The sequence below is a fragment of the Halomonas sp. HAL1 genome, assembly GCF_030544485.1.
In the GTDB taxonomy this organism is placed as follows: domain Bacteria; phylum Pseudomonadota; class Gammaproteobacteria; order Pseudomonadales; family Halomonadaceae; genus Vreelandella; species Vreelandella arctica.
Genome location: NZ_CP130610.1, coordinates 419,562 through 437,343 on the forward strand (window position 1 = coordinate 419,562; position 17,782 = coordinate 437,343).

The window sequence follows — 17,782 nt, forward strand, 5'->3', positions numbered from 1 at the left end:
TTCTAAGTGCTCAGGCCATTATGCCGGCAGGCAAATCTCCGCTTTCATGAATGTGGCTGCCTTCCCTTCGATAACTACCCTGTCTTCTTTCAGCTCGCAGGCCAGATGGCCCCCTCTCTGGGAGGCCTGCCAGGCAGAAAGGCACTTTTTATCCAGTTTCTCTGCCCAGTAAGGAACCAGGGTGGCATGTATTGAGCCGGTCACCGGATCCTCCGGGATGCCCGCCCCCGGCGCAAAGTAACGCGAGACAAAGTCATATTGGCTGCTCGTGCTCTGACCCGTGATCACAACGCCGACCGGCCCCAGTCCCGCAAGTGCGCTTAAATCAGGCTGGCAAGCTCTGACCGCATCTTCACCGGACAGCACCACAAAGATATTTTCGAAATTCCTGAACCAGCTCTCAGCCTGATTACTGAAGATAGGGCTGATAATGTCTGGAAGCTGCGCCAAGTCTTCCGGAGGAATGCACGGCAGATCGAGCAGGTAGCCGTTCTCTTTCACCTCAACCTTCAGATGTCCGACGCGGGCTGAAAACGAGAGCGGTCCCGGTATGCCATATTCCGTTACCAGAATATGCGCGGTCGCAAGCGTGGCGTGGCCGCAGAAATCCACTTCCACCGTAGGTGTGAACCACCGCAGGTTCCAGCCGTCACCGGCGCGCTTCACGAAGGCCGTCTCCGCAAGGTTATTTTCTGAAGCTATAGACTGCATCAGGCTGTCCGGCAGCCAGTCTTCAAGTACCAGAACGGCAGCGGGGTTTCCGCCAAAGACCCGGTCAGAAAAGGCGTCAACCTGGTACATCTTAAGGAACATAGTAAGCATTCTCTCTTTGCAATTGGGGTCCATGCCTTTTGGAAATAAGATATTGAAACCTCTGACTACCGTTACCTATTGGTGAAGTTCAACAACGGTCATCATAAAGACAAGCCTGGATTCGCCATCATTAGCGTACAGATGGGGTACGTCCGTCCTTGCCACGGCTGAACAGCCAGTTGGAACGACAAGCTCGGTTTCACCGACTTCTATCCTCAGTTCTCCTTGCTCTACATGAAACAGCTCATACGTTCCATTCGGATGGCTGAGCGCCTTGAATAGCTCCCCAGGTTGCATCTCCCAACGCCACATCTCGATCATATTGGGGCCACTCGTACCCGCAAGCAGCCGAGCGGTGCCTCCCTTGGGGCCCGTCCATAGCGTCGGGATGTCCTGGCTCTCAATAAGGTGCACCGCCGGAGGGCTGGCGACATTCACGATATCTGCTACCGATATGCCGAGTGCTGCTGCTACCTTGCACAAGCTAGCGATACTGGGATTGGCGAGCCCTTTCTCCATCTCGACGAGCATTCCCTTGCTGATGCCCGCACGCCGGGATAGCTCGTCGAGGGAAAGCTTCTGTTCTTTTCTATACGCTTTGAGCTTGGTGGCGACGGCCTGGCTGATGAATTGTGCATCGGCTCCGGGGTCGGTCGTTATATTGACTTTATTGGTCATTGGTCACTATCATAGAATAAAATGGTCACTAGAGTGATTCTCCAATGAATGTTGTCTTACCGTCAATCGATTCAGGGATATCTCGCATCGCACCGGGATTTCGTGCACTTAGCATTAGTGTGGAAGCGGCGAAGATCGCCGACCCAGGTATAGCAACTGAGGCCCTGTCCCGTGCCTGCCGGTCGCTAGCCGAGGGGGATGTTGCCTGGGCCAAGGCACATTCGTCGGCTTGGGCCGACGTGTTCCGTGCCTTCGGCGCCAAACCACAGCGCACCCCCAGCTCCTCCGATGCTCTACGCAAGCGGGTGTTGCGCGATGGCAGCCTACCGAGCATTGATCCCGTCGTTGATCTATACAACGCGATCAGCATTGAGTATGCCTTGCCGGTCGGTGGCGAGAATATTGCGGCCTATGTTGGAGAACCCAGGCTGGTAATTGCCAACGGAACGGAATCGTTCGACACGGTAATCCCCCCATTTATAACCGAAGCGATAAGTAGAGTTGGTTAGGCCGCCATGGCCACCTTCTGTTTCGGTGTTATCCCACCCAATGCCATGTTCGGTCGCTCGTGGTTGTACGTCCAGAGCCAGCGTGTGGCAAAATCCTGTACTTCAGCGATCGAGTCGAAAAGATAATGGCTCAACCAATCATAACGGACTGTTCGGTTGTAGCGTTCAACATAAGCATTCTGCTGCGGATTCCCCGGCTGGATATATCGAAGTTCAATGCCTTCCTGCCTTGCCCAGGTAACGAGCTTACCGCTGATGTATTCCGGGCCGTTGTCACAGCGAATGGCTTTTGGCTTGCCGCGCCATTCGATCAACTGCGTGAGAGAGCGTATTACGCGCTCTGCCGGCAGCGAGAAGTCTGCATCGATGATCAGACCTTCCCGGTTGTAGTCATCGAGCACGTTGAACAATCGATACGTTCGGCCGTCTGCCAACTGGTCGTGCATGAAGTCCATAGACCAACAGCCGTTCAGAACCTGCGGTACCGACAAGGGTTCCGGCTTTTTCCGCACCAGTCGCTTCTTGGGCTTGATCCGCAGGTTAAGCTCCAGCTCCCGGTAAATCCGGTAGATGCGCTTATGGTTCCAGCCGAAGCCCTTCACGTTGCGCAGATACAGGTAACACAGCCCAAACCCCCAGTTACGCTGGTTATGGGTTAAACGCACCAGCCAGTCGGCAATCACCGCGTTCTCATGGCTCAGCTTTGCCCGGTAGCGATAACAGGTCTCACTGATACCAAAGGCCACACAGGCCAGCCGTACACTGCAGCGATCGGCATCAACTGCATTTTTTGCCATCTCTCGGCGTTGAGATGGCTTTACCACTTTCCCTCAAGGGCCTCCTGGCGAAGCTCGGATTTCAAGCGCTCTTCGGCGTACATCTTCTTGAGTCGACGGTTTTCGTCTTCCAGGTCCTTGAGGCGCTTCATCATGGACGCGTCCATACCGCCATACTTCGAACGCCATTTATAAAACGTGGCACTGCTCATACCGTGCTCGCGGCAAAGTTCAGGAACCGGCACGCCAGATTCGGCTTGCTTCAGAATCGCCATGATCTGGCTGTCGGTAAAACGTGATTTTCGCATGTGGAATCTCCTGTCTGTTCAGAGTACAAAATTCCACTTATCACCGCGATTATTTTTCGGGGGGATTACCTCTGTACCTACAAGCGGGTGCCAACCCATAACTGAATCGCCCCGAGTTTCGTAGACACCATTAGGTCTTGTACTTGGATTTTGAGGAGGCTCCCCGGTTGCTTGGCCGGATAATTTGAGCTCTGAGTAAGGATGTTTCATGTAGTAAGGTGGTGTTACATATCATTTCGCTAAACCACCCAGATAGAGCGTACAAAAAGGCCGCCAAGCGAAACTTTAGGCGGCATTAGAACGGTTTAATACGCGGTGCTATTGAGGCTGTGAGGTGGATACTTCTGGCCGCCAGAATAAATTTTGGCCAAGGCGGCTGAAGCCCCAGTGGCTTTTGGTACAAAACGCTCGCATTTGGTTGTCGGCCATTGCACTTTGTCCATCAGCATCACGGATATATCGAGCGAGCGTTATGGCTGCTTTCTGGCCGTAGCGCGCACCAGGTGAGGCGCATGTCCACACATGCCGCAGGATGATGGCAAGGTCAGGGGCGTGCTTATCCAAATACGCCAGCCCATAGGCGCAGGCTTCCAAGGTAAAGGCATCGTGGCTGCAAAGCTTCCAGGCGGCGTTCGGTTTGCCTTTCGAGTCGTAGGTATAGGTCTTCCCAATATCGTGCAATAACCCCGCCACAAAGCATGCTTCCTGCATTAGGCGCGGCATAGTAGGCTCGTTCAGGCGCAGCATTGCTACGGCGTTATTAGCGACGTTCAGCGAATGCTCTAGCAAGCCGCCCGGGTAGGCATGGTGATAATTGACGCTGGCCGGCGCATTCAAAAAAGTTTCAAGACGATCCTTGCGTTCCAGTACCCGCGTTAAAAACTCGCGAAGACAGTCTGATTGAAGCGACTGCACGGTCGCGACTAACTTATCGAATACTTCTGGCATCGGGGAGTACACTCGCGGCAACGACTGCAGTGTATTCAACGTGATCACTTCCTCTCGGGTCGCCTTGCGAAACTCATCAAGTAAGAATTGGCCTGACAAACACTTCACTCCGGAAGCGGTAACAAAGTCTAGATGGCCGATGCGCTCCGGTACCGTTATTTTGCTCAAGTTGAGCACCGCGATTTGATCCCCCACACAATCGCTTAGCCGCAGCTTTAAGAAAGGCGTTTTCGAGTTGTCGAACTCCACCACGCGGCCAGTAAGGCGATAAGTGCCCGTGAAGGTGCGAGACAGGTGAGTAGGGACGTTATCAAGCCGTTTCATGATGCTGCTCCTTCTGGGGCTTGGTAGGCGTGGTATTGCCGAGCAAACGCTCAAAGGCTGAGCCATCCATACGGGTGGCATTGGGGACGTAACGCGAATACACCTTAAACAGCATCTCGGTGGAGCTGTGGCCCAGCATTCGCGCCACCCATTCAGGGTTTTCACCTGAGGCCAGAAAAAGCGTCGCGGCGGTATGGCGCGTTTGGTAAGGGCGCCGCTTGGTCAGCCCAAGAGTCTTCAACAAGGGATACCACACGCGCTTCGTCACGTTATTGTGATCAAGAGGCTGCCCCAACTGATTGCAGAACACGTACTTACTCATATGCCCAGTGGCGGCGTACTGCGTTTTTAGCGCGTCATACACTTGACCAAACATAGGGATTTCACGCTGCGAGCCATCGGTCTTGGTGTATTCTGTTTCGCCATTAATCAGTGTTTCGCGTACCAAGATTTCCCGCTTAGCAAAATCAATATTTGTCCACTTCAACCCATCGACTTCACCGGTGCGCATGCCGGTAAAGAAGCGCACGGTGTAATAGTTGCAATAGTCTGCGCGGACGTTATCGATGATGCGTTGCACCTCGTGTAGCGAAAATGGCTCGATGTGCGTCTTCTGTAGCTTTAACGGCTTGATGTTTTTGTACGGCGTCTCAAAATCGAAACGCTCGGCCGCCTCATCGAGCACCATACGCAAAATGGACATATGGCTGTTGATCGTTTTAGGCGATACCAGCCCCGTGGCACCACGGCCCCTGCGCTTGGCTAGTTTGGTGCGGAACGCCAGGATGTCCGCCTTGGTGATATCTCCGATGTGCTTTTTCCCAAACGCTGGCTTAAGTGAGCTATCCAGGATCGAGCTCACATTGCGTACGTGGGAAGCACGCCATTGGATTTTGCTTTCGTCGAACCACTGATCAGAAAAATCGTTGAAGAGCGGTGTCTCCACAGCCGGTTGAGTGTTCTCGATCTGTGCAGGTTGAAGAGATTGATTTTTAGCGGCGTTATTTAACCCCAGCTTCTGCAAATTTTTACTGCCAGGGAAAAATTCAGCATAGTCGAGATCATCTAGCAAAATTTTTGCTTCTACCTTTGCCAGTAATTGCTCCACCTTTTTTCTGTTAGTAGGCGTGTCTTTCAGTGCAGTTTGCTCACGTAACCGCAGGCCTTGGTAGAAAAAATCCAGATAGAGCTTACCCGTCTCTTTACGTTGGCGAACCTTACCCATGGCTATAGCCTCCATTTGCCATCGGAATGGAAATGTTGCCATGAGCGGCTTTCAGCATTTCTTTTTCAACGGCTTCCCACAAGAACAAAATTTTCCGTCGGCCAAATGGCTTGATGTAGTGGGTGCCCTCGATAAGGACGCTGTCTTTTAGTTGCTGTCGGATAGTACGGCAGTCGTACTTGATGCGCTGGGCAAGCTCTTCGGTCGTGAGATAGGTATAAGATGAATCCATCGAAAACCTCCAGAAGGAGTGGTATTCTGCGTGACTAAAAGGCATTCCAAGTATCAGAATGTCATCCTGAATGACATTTTAGACAGCAAAATACCATTTGCAAGCATTTTTTGCCATTCAGGATGACAAAAAGCATTTACAGGAGATTTTGATGGTTCGTTGTCATCTCGCGCGCTTGATGGGTGAGCACAAAATGAAGATCGTGGATGTTGCGCGTGAAACAGGCCTTAACCGCAATACTGTTACGCTTCTTTATAAAGAAACCGCTCAGCGAATCGAGCTGGATGCATTAGATAAGCTATGCAAACTTTTCAATTGTAAGGTGGGTGATTTGCTTGAAATTCAAGAAGATCATGAGAAAAATGAGAAATGATTAATGCTGACAATCGTTGACTGAAGGTCATAAGAGTAATTTTAAAAGGCAAGCAACGGAGCGAATGTGTCACATATACGTCACAGATGTGTCACAGGAAGTTAGCAGACGAACGAAAACAAAAAAGGCAGATCAGTAAGTAACTGATCTGCCTCTCAAAATATTGGTAGCGGGGACCGGATTTGAACCGATGACCTTCGGGTTATGAGCCCGACGAGCTACCAAACTGCTCCACCCCGCATCAACGTGTGGCGTATTCTACAGAGATCTAGCATGAAGTCAATAGGGGTATTAACACGTTCGGCTTATGGCAGTAGCGAGCATCCTGCTGCAACATGAGAGGAGTGCAGCTATGCTTTAGATAGCCATAACAAAAAGCTTACGTTGGTGCCTTGCTCAAGCCAGTAATGCACTAGGGTAATACAGGCGCAACCGCGCTTATTCACAATGGCTTGTGACACAACCCATATACTTTTAGACCCAAGCCATTTGTCATTTCAGGGAGGTAGTCAATGACCAATCAAGCCCCCGTCGCCTGGGTAACTGGTGGAACTGGTGGTATCGGTACGGCAATTTGTCGTTCGTTGGCAGATGCGGGATATTTGGTCGTCGCGGGTTACCACAACCCCGATAAGGCCAAGACCTGGCTAGAAACGCAGCGTGCTGACGGCTATAACAATATCGAATTGTCCGGTGTCGACCTTTCTGACCACAACGCCTGCCTGGAAGGTGCCCGCGAAATTCATGACAAGTATGGCCCCATCAGTGTACTAGTGAACTGTGCGGGTATTACCCGTGATGGCACCATGAAGAAAATGTCTTACGAGCAGTGGTACGAAGTGCTCGATACCAACCTCAACAGTGTTTTTAATACCTGCCGTAGTGTCATTGAGATGATGCTAGAGAATGGCTATGGTCGGATCATCAATATTTCATCCATCAATGGCCGTAAGGGGCAGTTTGGTCAGGTGAACTACGCGGCGGCGAAAGCTGGCATGCACGGCTTGACCATGTCGCTGGCGCAGGAGACGGCGACCAAGGGGATCACGGTTAACACGGTATCGCCTGGTTATATCGCTACCGATATGATCATGAATATTCCCGAAAAAGTGCGCGAAGCCATTCGGGAAACAATCCCAGTGAAGCGCTATGGCACGCCAGAAGAGATTGGCCGCTTGGTCACTTTCTTAGCCGACAAGGAATCAGGGTTTATTACCGGTGCTAACATTGATATCAACGGTGGTCAGTTTATGGGCTAGTGGTTCGCCACTGGCTGATAAAAACCAGCTCCTTTTACTTAGAGGAGAACGCAAACGGGAGGCGCTCAGCCTCCCGTTGTTATTGATATTTCATCATTTGCTAAGGCAGGGGAATTCTTGCCAAGCGGCTTAGCAGGTTATCCAGCTCTTCTACTTCTTCAGCCCATAGTGCGGCAGGCATCGGTCCCAGTGCCAAAAGCGCGGCTAGAATGTCGGTGACTTCTTCATCACGACTGCGCTCCTGGCTGAAACCCTCGTTCAAGCGTTCTACCTGGATGGCTAGCCGCAGCGGCTCATCGCTTTGCCGCACGCTACCAACAGCCAACATAGAGAGATGTACCCTCAAGCGGGCGAGAGACTCCGCCAGCTTGGCATAGTTATTATCAGATAATGGCACCGCTACACGATGGCGCTGCTGATTGCGGGTGGTGTGTGCCTCTTTAAAGGCCGCCGGAAGGGGGGCGCTGAGCAACACTTGCGCATCCACTTGGGTGAGAGTTCCCTCGCTCAGGTAGTTCTGGTCGGCGGCCAAGTGAGCATTCACTAGCGGCATAATGGCGTGCCACTGCTGAACCGTATTGACGACGGCGAGCCGATTTAAGCGTTCGCGACGTGCCCGCACAATGCCGCTCATGCGTCGCTGCATGCCTTCGCTGCGACGATTGCGTGGCAGCGGCTCGAGCTGGTTGGCCTGGTTTAGAAAGTTATCCAACGTGGAGGCTTCGCTGGCCTCAATGGGCTGCCAGCTATCCATTTGATCGATGAGCGTTTGCATCTCATCAAGCTGCTGTTGTTGGCGTGCCGCTTGCTCATTTTTATGCGCATCGCGCTGGGCAAAAAGCTGGTCACACTCATGTCGAAAGGTTTGCCACAACGTTTGCTCTTCGCCTTTTGGGGCTCGCCCGAGCGCTCGCCACTGCTGTTGTAGCTGTTTGGTGTGGTGAATGCGTTGTGCCAACGGTTGGCTGTCATCACTGCGCAGTGCGGTTACCTGACTGATCAGCTCCCGTTTCTGTGAGGCAATCGTATCGGCACGCTGATCAATTAGTGCCTGTAGCTGATGACGAATAGTGCCAAAGCGGCGACCAACGGCTTCTGAGCGGTCACGGGGGACGGGGCTGTAGTGACGCCATTGGTGGCGTGCCTTGTCGCGAATTTGCCGAAGTACATCGGGGTCGGCGTTTTCAGCTGGCTGGGCCAACAAGCTTTCAAGTTGAGCGCATAGCGCTTCACGGGCTTGAAGGTTAATCTCGCGCTCTTTGCTAAGCTGATCTCGCCAAGGAGCGAGACGCTCATGAATACGGTCCGAGGCGCTGCGAAAACGAGCGGACTGCTCGCGGTTGGCCGCTGCATCACCTAGTGATTTCCACTCTTTAACCAACTGACGATGGTGACGGTCAAGCGCTTCTTCTGCCATGTGAAGGTCGTTGGCTAACGCTTCGATGCTGGCACATAGCTGCTCACGCTTTGGTCCGGCGACAAATCCACGCCAATCGCGTAACTCCGCTAGCCGTGCTGCTAAGTGCTTCAGGCGAGTTTTGAGCGGTTGAGCGGCAGCGCTTTCTAGCCCTTCAATACGAGGTTTAAGCCGCTGGTGTAGGCGGCTGGCGCTTTTGAAGGCGCCACGCTCTAGTAAGTGCTCAAAGGAATCGAGTTCGCCCGCATAGGTCGTGAGTGTGGCTTGATCTTCCGCCGGAGGCGATGGGGCGTTAGTTTCGTCGCTAAGTACCGCATGGGCACGACCCAGCAGCGCGGGGGGCGTTAACGTGTCGGGCCACTGGCACTCGCTAACCTGTGTCGCCAAGGTGGTGTGGTCACCATTAGCCAGCGCCGTTTCCATATTGGCGCTAACCTTGCACCAGCGTTGCCAAGCTTCCAGGCATTGGTCATAGTGTTGAATCGCTACCGTATAACGCTGGCGTATAGTATCGCTCGGCGGATGCATGTCGGAAAGCGCTTGCCAGCGCTGGCCGAGTAGCTGGCGCTGAGCGCGCAGGCTGTCTATATCCTGTACGGTCATGGCAGACGCGTGACGTAGGCCGTCTAGGGTTTCTTCAATCCCTTCAAGTAACTGTTCGCGCGTGGTTTCGGCTTCGTCGCGGCGCTCTGCGCTCTGTTGGCGAGCCTGCTCTTGAGTCTCATGATCGTGCAGTGTTTTGCGGCAATTGAGCAGCGCTTGGTGAAAACGCTGCTCCTGCTCAACGGTTGGTGGTTGAGTGAGTTGTTCCCATTGCCGTTCAAGATGCCGGAAACGACCGCCATAAAGCGGCTCCCACGGCGCGCGAGCATGCTGTTCCAGTTGGCACAGCAGCGTTTCACGCTGCTGTGCTTCAGCTTCTAGCCACTGCGCATCGCTACGTAAGCGGTTAAGGCGTTCCCGCGCTAAACGAGCTACTTGGCGGTCACGGCGTGCTTCTTTCAATAAGCGTTTGAGTCCCTCTTCATCCTCAATGCGCTCAGCAGCCTGGTGACGAACCGCGGCCACGCCGTTATGGCAGGCCTGATGTATCAGGTCGTTCTCATCAGTAAGCTTGCTCAATGCCATTAAGCGTAATGTTAGATTGTCGGCCTGTAAGGCTACCGCGTTTAACGCTCGCGGCTCTTCAACAAGCTCAACCAGCACTTGACGCTGCTGCAGGTCGGTATGGCCTTCAAGCCCGCTTAGCCGTTGGCAAACCGCATTAAACCAGGCTTCATTTTGCTGATGATGCGGATAAGCATCGACTAAGCCTGCGCAGTCATCCAACGCCAGCAGCGCAGCAAGGCGTATCTGGCTATCGGGATCTTGAGAGAGCGACTGCAGCGCTTGGCGCTGTTCTGATTGCTCAGGGTCGAGTCGCTGGAGGGCCTGACGACGTACTTCGGGGTCGGGATGCTGCCACCGAGGTGCGAACAGGCGTCTTAACAGTCCGTGCATGGATCATCCTGCTGGTGCGTAGCGTGAAAAAAATCGTTAGTCAGCAATGCGGCGGTTGCAGTCGCCGGCGCTGTCGCTTAGCTTGGCCTTACTATCTTGTAATAAGCATGGTGTGGTAAGCGACTATTTTCTAGACCACAATGCGTGATAGTACGCTACCTTTATCTTATCTGAACATGACAGGGAGTTCGGCCATGAGCCTTAACGTGGATAGTGCCGCAGTGGCCTTTACCTTCAAAGGCGGCATGCTGCCGATGACCGTCATGGAGCTAAGTAGCGCTGACCCGGAACGAATCCGGCAGCAGTTGGCTGGCAAACTTTCCCAATCGCCTGCTTTCTTTCAGCATACACCGGTTGTGCTCAGCGTGGAAAAGCTAGATGAACCGCACTTAGCCCTTGAGCGTATTTGTGCCGTGTGCCGCGACCATAAGCTATTGCCGGTAGCAGTGCGCGGTGGCGCTGAGCCTGTGCGCCAGTCGGCCTGGGCGCTGGGGTTGGGTTGGTTCCCGCCGGTCGAAGAGGGGCGTCCGCGGGTGCTCGAAAGCGTTAATAGCTCTCCCGTGCAGGAAGTCAGCCGTGAAGAGGCTCCCATAAGCGACGTAGACGCTCCGGCACTTGCCACTCGCCTATACCGTGGTACCGTTCGCTCGGGGCAGCAGGTTAGTGCTTCTGAAGGGGATTTGGTCGTGATTGGGGCGGTAAATGCGGGGGCAGAAGTGCTTGCAGCAGGCAGTATTCATGTTTACGGCGCGCTGCGTGGCCGTGCTCTCGCAGGTATCCATGGCAACACCCAGGCGGGTATTTACTGCCGTGAGCTGGAAGCCGAGTTGCTGTCAGTGGCAGGCAATTACAAACGTTCGGAAGATATTGATGCACAGCTTCTGGGGCGCCCCACAGAAGTTCACTTTACAAAAGAACAGCTTGAAATTAAGCCATTAGGCTAATGTATTGGTATGAGGCTGCGTTGGTGTTTCATGACTAGCGACGCCGAAGACGCTATCCGTTACAGTATGGCTTGTTGATGACATTGACGTTCCCGTTATGCGCAGAGCGGCATAATGACTCGCGCTCGCGAAGAACGACTTCAAGAAGGAAGTGACTCTTGGCCAAGATAATTGTAGTGACCTCTGGTAAAGGAGGGGTCGGCAAAACCACCAGTGCGGCGGCAATTTCCACAGGGCTTGCGCTGCGCGGTAAAAAAACCGTCGTCATCGATTTTGATGTAGGTCTGCGTAATCTTGATCTCATCATGGGCTGTGAACGGCGTGTGGTATATGACTTAGTCAACGTGATTCAAGGCGAAGCGGGGCTTAATCAAGCGCTGATTCGTGATAAACGCGTCGAAAATTTGTTTATTTTGCCGGCTTCTCAAACCCGCGATAAAGATGCCCTGACCCAGGAAGGCGTCGCGGAAATTCTCGAGAAGTTGAAAGAAGACTTCGATTACATTCTTTGCGATTCACCCGCCGGTATTGAGCGTGGTGCTCAGTTGGCGATGTATTTTGCCGATGAAGCCATCGTGGTTACCAACCCTGAAGTATCGTCAGTGCGCGATTCTGACCGTATTTTAGGGCTGCTTGCCTCTAAAACCCGGCGTGCGGAGCAGGGCGAAGACCCTATCAAGGAGCACCTGCTGGTTACCCGTTATAACCCGGAACGCGTTACCTCCGGCGACATGCTGACGCTGGACGATATCCGTGAAATACTGGCGATCAACCTGTTGGGCTTGATTCCTGAGTCAGAAGCCGTACTGCGTGCTTCCAACCAGGGCGTACCAGTGACTCACGATATCGCGAGTGACGCGGGCCAAGCCTATAGCGACACCGTATCTCGCCTGCTCGGTGAAGACATGCCGCTGCGTTTCCACGAAATGCAACGTAAAAGCCTGCTGAGCCGCATGTTCGGGGGAGGTCGTCGATGAAACTGCTGGAGTTCTTGAAGCGTGAGCGCAGGAAATCCGCCTCGGTAGCCAAAGAACGTTTGCAAATTATTGTGGCGCATCAGCGTAGCCAGCGCGGTCAGCCCGACTATATGCCGCTGCTTGAGCGCGAACTGCTTGAAGTAATTCGCCGTTACGTGCATGTAGATGACGATGCCATTCAGATTTCATTGGATAGCGAAGACAACTGCTCCGTGCTGGAGCTAAACGTTACGCTTCCCAAGAGCGGATCTTAAGAGCGTAAGACGCGGCGAAAGGGGTAGCGGGTGTGCTACGCTTGGGCTTTTCATTGCCCAGCGGAGTGTTTGTTCATGGCGCCACCCAATGCTGCCCCTGCCAGTTTTCTCTGGCATGACTATGAAACCTTCGGGGCTGACCCGCGTCGCGATCGTCCAGCCCAGTTCGCAGCCCTGCGCACTGATGCCGAATTGAACGAGATCGGCGAGCCGATTGAGCTCTACTGCAAACCGGCCGATGACTATTTACCGCACCCCGCCGCCTGTTTGATCACCGGCATTACCCCTCAAAAAGCGCAACGCCATGGCTTGGCTGAAGCAGAGTTCGCGGGCGAAATTCAGCGCCATATGAGTGAACCGGGCACCTGCGTAGTCGGCTACAACAGCCTGCGCTTTGATGACGAAGTGTCCCGCCACCTATTTTACCGAAATCTGCTCGACCCCTATTCCCGCGAGTGGCAAAACGGCAACTCCCGCTGGGATTTGATTGATGTGGTGCGCGCTTTTTATGCGTTGCGCCCTACGGGCATCGAGTGGCCGCTGCGCGAAGATGGTGCGCCCAGTTTTAAGCTTGAGCACTTAACGGCAGCGAACGGTATTGCCCATGAGGGGGCTCATGACGCAGTGGCCGATGTGCGCGCAACAATCGCCTTGGCGCGTCTTCTCAAGGAGCGCAATGCGAAGCTGTTTGATTACTTGCTCGGCCTGCGCGGTAAGCGTGCGGTGGCTAAGCAGCTCGACTTGGCCAATGCCAAACCTCTATTGCATATTTCCCGCCGTTATCCCGCTAGCCGTGGCTGCAGCGCCCTGGTGATGCCGTTGGCTGAACACCCGACCAACCCCAACGGGGTCATCGTTTACGATTTAAGCATTGATCCCAGCGATATGCTTAGTATGTCGGTGGAACAGATTCGTGACCGTGTGTTTGTTAGTCAGCAAGATTTGGCCGAAGGCGATGTACGCATTCCGCTGAAAGTGATTCATATCAACCGCTGCCCGGTGGTCTTTCCTGCCAGTGCCTTAAAAGATGTCGATGGGCCACAAAAGGGGGAGTATGGCTCTATCGTTGAACGTTTAGGCTTGGATGTGACGGCCTGTCGGCAGCATTGGAAAACCCTGCGTGATGCCAGCGGTGTGGCTGAGAAGGTCGCAGAGGTATTTAACGCAGGCTATGAAGATGCACCGCAAGACCCAGATCTAATGCTCTATTCAGGCAGCTTCTTTTCCGCCGCCGACCGCCAGCAGATGGAGCGTGTGCGTGAAATGGAGCCGTGGGACTTAGTGGGGCAGCGTTTTGCGTTCCAAGATCCACGCTTGGAAGAGATGTTGTTTCGCTTTCGTGCGCGTAGCTACCCCGACACCTTGGAAGGCGAAGAGCGTGAGCAGTGGGAGGCGTATCGCTGGATGCGCATTAATGACCCTGCGCTAGCGGGCTTTACATTAAAGGCGTTTGCGCGGGAGATCGCTCAGTACAATCAGCAAACGCTTACTGATCGCGAGCGGCAGATTCTGGAAGAGCTGGTCATGTTCGTCGAAGCCATGATGCCAGCTCAGGCGTTTGACGCCTGAGCCGCTATCAATAACGAGTCGTTACAATTAAGTGTTACGGGGTGGCTTGCTGCTCATGCACGCTGGGCAGTGGTGAGCGGGCCTCCCGATAATCGGCGACATCGCTGGGTTCATCGCCTGGATTGAAACGCACGTCTAGCATGTGTTCACGTAGCGATGGCCAAAGGGCCTTGATGTCATCAAGGCTAACGTTAAGGGCTAATTCCGCCAGTTGTTCACGGCGGTCAAAGCGCACGTCTTCCAGAGCCGTGGCCTGCCAGTAGCGGTTGGCCATGCCCGATAAGCTCGTGTCGCGCTGGCGCAGCTGGTCGTGAACTGCTTGGCGGTGGGGCGCTAACGCTTCGTCGCTTAACTGATCGAGTCGCTGGCCAGCGTCCTCAAGAAACGCATCCATCCGCTCGGCGATCGTATCGCTGTCGGCATCTGGCGATTGCACCACTAACGCAATGCCCGGTGCTTCTAGAAGGGGCGAATAGCCAGCGTTAACGATGTAGCCAAGTTGCTGTTCAGTGCGCAGCTGCTGGTAGAACGGCGTATCCAACCACTGGGCAATCACGCTGGTTGTCGCTTGCTCTTCAGGGGTGTGATCACGCGCTTGCAGATAGCGCAGCACCAACGATTCATCTCGCGAGCTATGAGGGTGAAGCACAGTGTGCTCTTTATTTACCGCCAGCGGGGTTAGGCTGGGTATCTCCTCGCGGGTTAAGCGTGGACGTAGTTCGGCGCGTATCAGCTCTGCTTGTTCGCGAGCCAGCTCGGCATCAAGATTGCCGACTGCCATGGCATCGACATAGAGATCATCCAGAAAACGTTGGCGGAAATTCTCTAGGTGGTGACGGTCAAAGCGTTCACTGGCGGCGAGTAGATCCGCAGTCGACCACTGAGGTGTAAGCAAGGCTTCGCCCAGTGTACGGCTGGCTTGGCCATATAACGACGCCTGGGGCGCGTTGCGCCATTCACGCTGCAGCTGGTAACGCACGCGCTCAAAAGCACCGTCGTCAATCTCTGCGTTTTTAAGCTGCTCAATCGCCTGCTCGATTAGGGGCGTTTGCCCGTCCCGCCAGCCTGAGAACGAAAGCGTCATGCCGCGGGAGTGCGGGTAAGCGCTAAACGATTGGCCTGCCAGCCACGCCGGGTAGAGAGATTCATTCAGGCTGTCGTTAAGCCAACTGGCGAGCAGCCGGGTAAGCACTGCCTCTTGGGCGGAGTAGCTAGCGGTTGGGTTTTGCAAGCTGACACGCCACTCGACGCTGGGGGTGTTAAAGCGCGCAGCTTGCATATGCCAGGTAGTAAATGATGGCGTATCGACCAGCAGGCTGGGGTGCTCATCCTGCCCTTCCAGCAAGGTTAAGTCATTGGCGATAAACGGGTTGGGGCCGGGCAGCGCTAAGCCGCTTAAGGCTTGACCCGGCTGGTCGGGCGTTTGCTCGCGCCACTCAGTGTTGAACCAGGGGGACACGGTATCGCTCTCCACGTCCGGCGCTGAGTAGAAGCGCAGCATATTATCCGCCGTTAGTGCGTCCAGGTACTCTTGTTGACGCTCGGCATCAGGGCCATCCATGCGGTAAGCCGCGTACTGCACATCTTCTACCGGGTAGCGCGAGAGGCTCATGGAGAGGCGCGTCGCTTCCTGCTGAGGTGCACCATGCTGCTGGAAACGGAACCCCTGCTCGTTAAGGTCTGCCTGTTCCTCGTAGCGCCACTCGGCGAGGCCGTCGTTACGCAGCTGCTCAATGGCCGCCAACAGGGTGGCTTCAATATCGTCCAGACGCCCGGCGCCCGCCGGGGTCAGACTGATGGAAACAGTGAACAGTGCCTCGTTTCCGTCGCCCCGGCCAACGCCAGCGGAAAGACCGTCGGCAAGCCCTGCATCGCGCAGTACCGCCAGCAGGCTGCCATCGCCTTCATCGCCGAGTAAATGGGCGATCAGTTGTGTTGGTTTTGTACGGTAGTCGTCGGTGGGGTCGGGTACTGGGAAGTAGAAGCGTAGCTGGCGCCGGTTTTGCAGCGATTGGCGTTCGATATAGCGGGGGAGGGTATCCGACTCCACTAACGGCGCTTCTATACTCGGCACGTTCAAATCGTTGTCGGGAATAGCGGCAAAGCGTTCGGCGACCCACTCTTCCAGCTGATCCAGTGGTTGGGGCGCGACAATGGCCAGATTCATGACATTGGCGTCGTAATGCCGGTGATAAAAATCAATCACTCGCTCGCGCAGAGGTGTTTCGCCTTCAGGTGGGCTGGCTAATGTCTCGCGGCTACCGACGGCAAACCCGGTGGTGGGGTTGTCAGGGTTGAGTAGCTGATTCAGGACATCGTTTTCACGCCGCGATTCGTCACGGATCCGCGCCATATACTCCGAGTGAACAATATTGCGCTCGCTTTCCAGGTGATCCGCATTGAACAGCGGCGAAAGGAAAAACTCGCTGAAGCGGTCAAGCGCGCCCTGCAGTGCCGATGGCTCAATATCAAAGAAGTAGTTGGTGTCCTGCTGCGCCGTAAAGGCGTTATGAGAACCGGCGTTATTGGAGATGTAGCGCTGGTAGCCGTCGGATTCTGGATACGGTTCGGTGCCTAAAAACAGCATATGCTCCAGAAAGTGGGCCAAGCCCTGGAGATCATCAGGATCTTGCGCGCTGCCCACGCGGACGTTCATTGACACTGCTGCTTTATCTGCCTCGGGGTCGCTGACCAGTAGCACATTAAGCCCATTTTCAAGCGTCAAAACGCGGTAGTCGCGGCTGTCATAAGGACTGGTAATCGGGGTGACTGTTTCTTTAACAGCGTCTACTGCATCCGTGTCGGCAAGGGCCTCATTGTCAGCGCCTAACGCAAGCGGCGCTACCCAAAGGCTTATGATGACAGCGAGCAGTGCACGCTGAGGCAGGTGATGCCAGTGCTTGAAACAAGGGGATCGCAACATTACAGCTCCTGAGACACAGCCCAGCGCAGCATCGACCCGGTGGGGTGGGCACAAGCCGATGACTGATAGGCGGGATTATTGACATATTTAGATACCGGAAAAGCGCCCAACAGTTCCAAAGGGGCGGGCGCTAGTAGTGAGTTAAGCGTTTCAGTATCGGTATCGGGGTTGAGCCAGGTGGATAGCGCATGATTGGGAATGACCACCGGCAGGCGATCCGTTAGTGGTGATAGCAGAATATTAGCGGGCACGGTAATCAAGGCAGAGGAGTCGGTGAACGCCGTTAAGGTGGTGTGATAGCGGCACCACAAAGCGCCCAGCAGTAGCGGTGCCCGGGACACCTGAGTCACTAGAAAAGGCTGTTTGCTGCGTGATTGGGTTTTCCATACATAGAAACCGCTCACCGGAATAACGCAGCGGCGTGCGCCGAAAGCATCGCGAAACATCGCCCGAGATTCCAGGGTTTCAGACCGGGCGCAGTGGGGTGCGTGATCCAGCACTTCCAGCCAGGGCGGCGTTAGGCCCCAGAAAACCGACGAGAGCCGATACTGGCCCTGCTCAAGGCGAATCGCCGAAATGGGCCGTCGAGGCGCGAGGTTCGGGGATTCAATCAGCGGTTCCTGGAGGCCAAGCGATGGCAATAAACGGGTTAGCGGTAAGTTTTGCACATGCAGTCGTCCCGTCATGCCTATCTCCTTAAGCAAAATCGTCGTGGAAGTGGCCCTGGATGTGAGGGACTTCGCGCAATTAAGC

General features: G+C 54.5%; 16 protein-coding genes and 1 tRNA gene. 7 read left to right on the forward strand and 10 right to left on the reverse strand.

All coding sequences use genetic code 11. The annotated features are described in order from the left end of the window. Nucleotides 1-18 precede the first annotated feature (18 nt). Together Q3Y66_RS01990 and Q3Y66_RS01995 are read right to left on the reverse strand one after the other, a co-directional pair. A complete protein-coding gene (locus Q3Y66_RS01990) occupies nt 19-813 on the reverse strand; it encodes a PhzF family phenazine biosynthesis protein (RefSeq protein ID WP_035587174.1) in 795 nt (264 codons plus the stop codon). A 75-nt stretch (nt 814-888) separates the two neighbouring features. Further along, nucleotides 889-1,491, reverse strand: coding sequence for a helix-turn-helix domain-containing protein (locus Q3Y66_RS01995; protein WP_008958927.1), 603 nt, complete (start codon nt 1,489-1,491; stop codon nt 889-891). A gap of 44 nt (nt 1,492-1,535) precedes the next feature. Between Q3Y66_RS01995 and Q3Y66_RS02000 the strand changes: the two genes are divergently transcribed. Beyond that, nucleotides 1,536-2,000 (forward strand): B3/4 domain-containing protein, encoded by a 465-nt coding sequence (locus Q3Y66_RS02000; protein WP_303319520.1) that lies wholly within the window; start codon nt 1,536-1,538, stop codon nt 1,998-2,000. Here Q3Y66_RS02000 and Q3Y66_RS02005 read toward each other — a convergent pair. From Q3Y66_RS02005 to Q3Y66_RS02020, 4 genes are all read right to left on the reverse strand, one after another. Continuing rightward, nucleotides 1,997-3,084, reverse strand: a protein-coding gene (locus Q3Y66_RS02005) for an IS3 family transposase (RefSeq protein WP_085942797.1) whose coding sequence is annotated in 2 segments (ribosomal slippage) — nt 1,997-2,829 and nt 2,829-3,084 — 1,089 coding nt in all. Because the reading frame shifts where the segments join, the coding sequence is not laid out codon by codon here. The genes Q3Y66_RS02000 and Q3Y66_RS02005 overlap by 4 nt on opposite strands. A gap of 318 nt (nt 3,085-3,402) precedes the next feature. Next, on the reverse strand, nt 3,403-4,356 hold the full coding sequence (locus Q3Y66_RS02010) for a TraI domain-containing protein (RefSeq protein WP_008958745.1): 954 nt from the start codon (nt 4,354-4,356) through the stop codon (nt 3,403-3,405). Continuing rightward, nucleotides 4,343-5,581: a tyrosine-type recombinase/integrase gene (locus Q3Y66_RS02015; protein WP_008958744.1), complete on the reverse strand. Its 1,239-nt coding sequence runs from the start codon at nt 5,579-5,581 to the stop codon at nt 4,343-4,345. The genes Q3Y66_RS02010 and Q3Y66_RS02015 overlap by 14 nt, the downstream gene beginning before the upstream one ends. Then, complete coding sequence (locus Q3Y66_RS02020; protein ID WP_008958743.1) at nt 5,574-5,813, reverse strand: hypothetical protein; 240 nt, start codon at nt 5,811-5,813, stop codon at nt 5,574-5,576. Before Q3Y66_RS02020 ends, Q3Y66_RS02015 begins: the two co-directional genes overlap by 8 nt. A gap of 151 nt (nt 5,814-5,964) precedes the next feature. Between Q3Y66_RS02020 and Q3Y66_RS02025 the strand changes: the two genes are divergently transcribed. Then, nucleotides 5,965-6,186 (forward strand): helix-turn-helix transcriptional regulator, encoded by a 222-nt coding sequence (locus Q3Y66_RS02025; RefSeq protein ID WP_008958742.1) that lies wholly within the window; start codon nt 5,965-5,967, stop codon nt 6,184-6,186. A gap of 164 nt (nt 6,187-6,350) precedes the next feature. On the opposite strand, the gene Q3Y66_RS02030 is transcribed toward Q3Y66_RS02025, so the two are convergent. After that, a tRNA-Met gene (locus Q3Y66_RS02030) sits at nt 6,351-6,427 on the reverse strand. Nucleotides 6,428-6,698: 271 nt separating this feature from the next. Here Q3Y66_RS02030 and phbB point away from each other — a divergent pair. Next, nucleotides 6,699-7,445, forward strand: a complete 747-nt coding sequence (phbB, locus tag Q3Y66_RS02035) for an acetoacetyl-CoA reductase (RefSeq protein WP_008958741.1) — start codon at nt 6,699-6,701, stop codon at nt 7,443-7,445. Between the two features lie 100 nt (nt 7,446-7,545). Here phbB and Q3Y66_RS02040 read toward each other — a convergent pair whose 3' ends face one another. Beyond that, nucleotides 7,546-10,362: a DUF349 domain-containing protein gene (locus Q3Y66_RS02040; protein WP_008958740.1), complete on the reverse strand. Its 2,817-nt coding sequence runs from the start codon at nt 10,360-10,362 to the stop codon at nt 7,546-7,548. 194 nt (nt 10,363-10,556) lie between these two features. On the opposite strand from Q3Y66_RS02040, the gene minC reads away from it, so the two are divergent. The 4 genes from minC to sbcB all read left to right on the forward strand — a co-directional run bounded on the left by minC (nt 10,557) and on the right by sbcB (nt 14,106). Continuing rightward, a complete protein-coding gene (gene minC / locus Q3Y66_RS02045) occupies nt 10,557-11,306 on the forward strand; it encodes a septum site-determining protein MinC (RefSeq protein WP_008958739.1) in 750 nt (249 codons plus the stop codon). 158 nt (nt 11,307-11,464) lie between these two features. After that, nucleotides 11,465-12,283 carry a septum site-determining protein MinD gene (minD, locus tag Q3Y66_RS02050; RefSeq protein WP_008958738.1) on the forward strand — a complete coding sequence of 273 codons (819 nt, stop codon included), beginning with the start codon at nt 11,465-11,467 and terminating at the stop codon, nt 12,281-12,283. Continuing rightward, nucleotides 12,280-12,537: a cell division topological specificity factor MinE gene (gene minE, locus Q3Y66_RS02055; protein WP_008958737.1), complete on the forward strand. Its 258-nt coding sequence runs from the start codon at nt 12,280-12,282 to the stop codon at nt 12,535-12,537. The genes minD and minE overlap by 4 nt, the downstream gene beginning before the upstream one ends. Before the next feature lie 75 nt (nt 12,538-12,612). Beyond that, a complete protein-coding gene (gene sbcB, locus Q3Y66_RS02060) occupies nt 12,613-14,106 on the forward strand; it encodes an exodeoxyribonuclease I (protein WP_008958736.1) in 1,494 nt (497 codons plus the stop codon). A gap of 34 nt (nt 14,107-14,140) precedes the next feature. Here sbcB and Q3Y66_RS02065 read toward each other — a convergent pair whose 3' ends face one another. Both Q3Y66_RS02065 and Q3Y66_RS02070 read right to left on the reverse strand, forming a co-directional pair. Continuing rightward, on the reverse strand, nt 14,141-17,029 hold the full coding sequence (locus tag Q3Y66_RS02065; RefSeq protein ID WP_008958735.1) for an insulinase family protein: 2,889 nt from the start codon (nt 17,027-17,029) through the stop codon (nt 14,141-14,143). Continuing rightward, nucleotides 17,029-17,715, reverse strand: a complete 687-nt coding sequence (locus tag Q3Y66_RS02070; RefSeq protein ID WP_008958734.1) for an SOS response-associated peptidase — start codon at nt 17,713-17,715, stop codon at nt 17,029-17,031. Before Q3Y66_RS02070 ends, Q3Y66_RS02065 begins: the two co-directional genes overlap by 1 nt. Between the last annotated feature and the right edge of the window lie 67 nt (nt 17,716-17,782).

Excerpts from the sequence above, each read along its gene's own strand:
- Q3Y66_RS01990 (WP_035587174.1), bottom strand. The coding sequence starts at position 813 with ATGTTCCTTAAGATGTACCAGGTTGACGCCTTTTCTGACCGGGTCTTT.
- Q3Y66_RS01995 (WP_008958927.1), bottom strand. The coding sequence starts at position 1,491 with ATGACCAATAAAGTCAATATAACGACCGACCCCGGAGCCGATGCACAA.
- Q3Y66_RS02000 (WP_303319520.1), top strand. The coding sequence starts at position 1,536 with ATGAATGTTGTCTTACCGTCAATCGATTCAGGGATATCTCGCATCGCA.
- Q3Y66_RS02010 (WP_008958745.1), bottom strand. The coding sequence starts at position 4,356 with ATGAAACGGCTTGATAACGTCCCTACTCACCTGTCTCGCACCTTCACG.
- Q3Y66_RS02015 (WP_008958744.1), bottom strand. The coding sequence starts at position 5,581 with ATGGGTAAGGTTCGCCAACGTAAAGAGACGGGTAAGCTCTATCTGGAT.
- Q3Y66_RS02020 (WP_008958743.1), bottom strand. The coding sequence starts at position 5,813 with ATGGATTCATCTTATACCTATCTCACGACCGAAGAGCTTGCCCAGCGC.
- Q3Y66_RS02025 (WP_008958742.1), top strand. The coding sequence starts at position 5,965 with ATGGTTCGTTGTCATCTCGCGCGCTTGATGGGTGAGCACAAAATGAAG.
- phbB (WP_008958741.1), top strand. The coding sequence starts at position 6,699 with ATGACCAATCAAGCCCCCGTCGCCTGGGTAACTGGTGGAACTGGTGGT.
- Q3Y66_RS02040 (WP_008958740.1), bottom strand. The coding sequence starts at position 10,362 with ATGCACGGACTGTTAAGACGCCTGTTCGCACCTCGGTGGCAGCATCCC.
- minC (WP_008958739.1), top strand. The coding sequence starts at position 10,557 with ATGAGCCTTAACGTGGATAGTGCCGCAGTGGCCTTTACCTTCAAAGGC.
- minE (WP_008958737.1), top strand. The coding sequence starts at position 12,280 with ATGAAACTGCTGGAGTTCTTGAAGCGTGAGCGCAGGAAATCCGCCTCG.
- sbcB (WP_008958736.1), top strand. The coding sequence starts at position 12,613 with ATGGCGCCACCCAATGCTGCCCCTGCCAGTTTTCTCTGGCATGACTAT.
- Q3Y66_RS02065 (WP_008958735.1), bottom strand. The coding sequence starts at position 17,029 with ATGTTGCGATCCCCTTGTTTCAAGCACTGGCATCACCTGCCTCAGCGT.
- Q3Y66_RS02070 (WP_008958734.1), bottom strand. The coding sequence starts at position 17,715 with ATGACGGGACGACTGCATGTGCAAAACTTACCGCTAACCCGTTTATTG.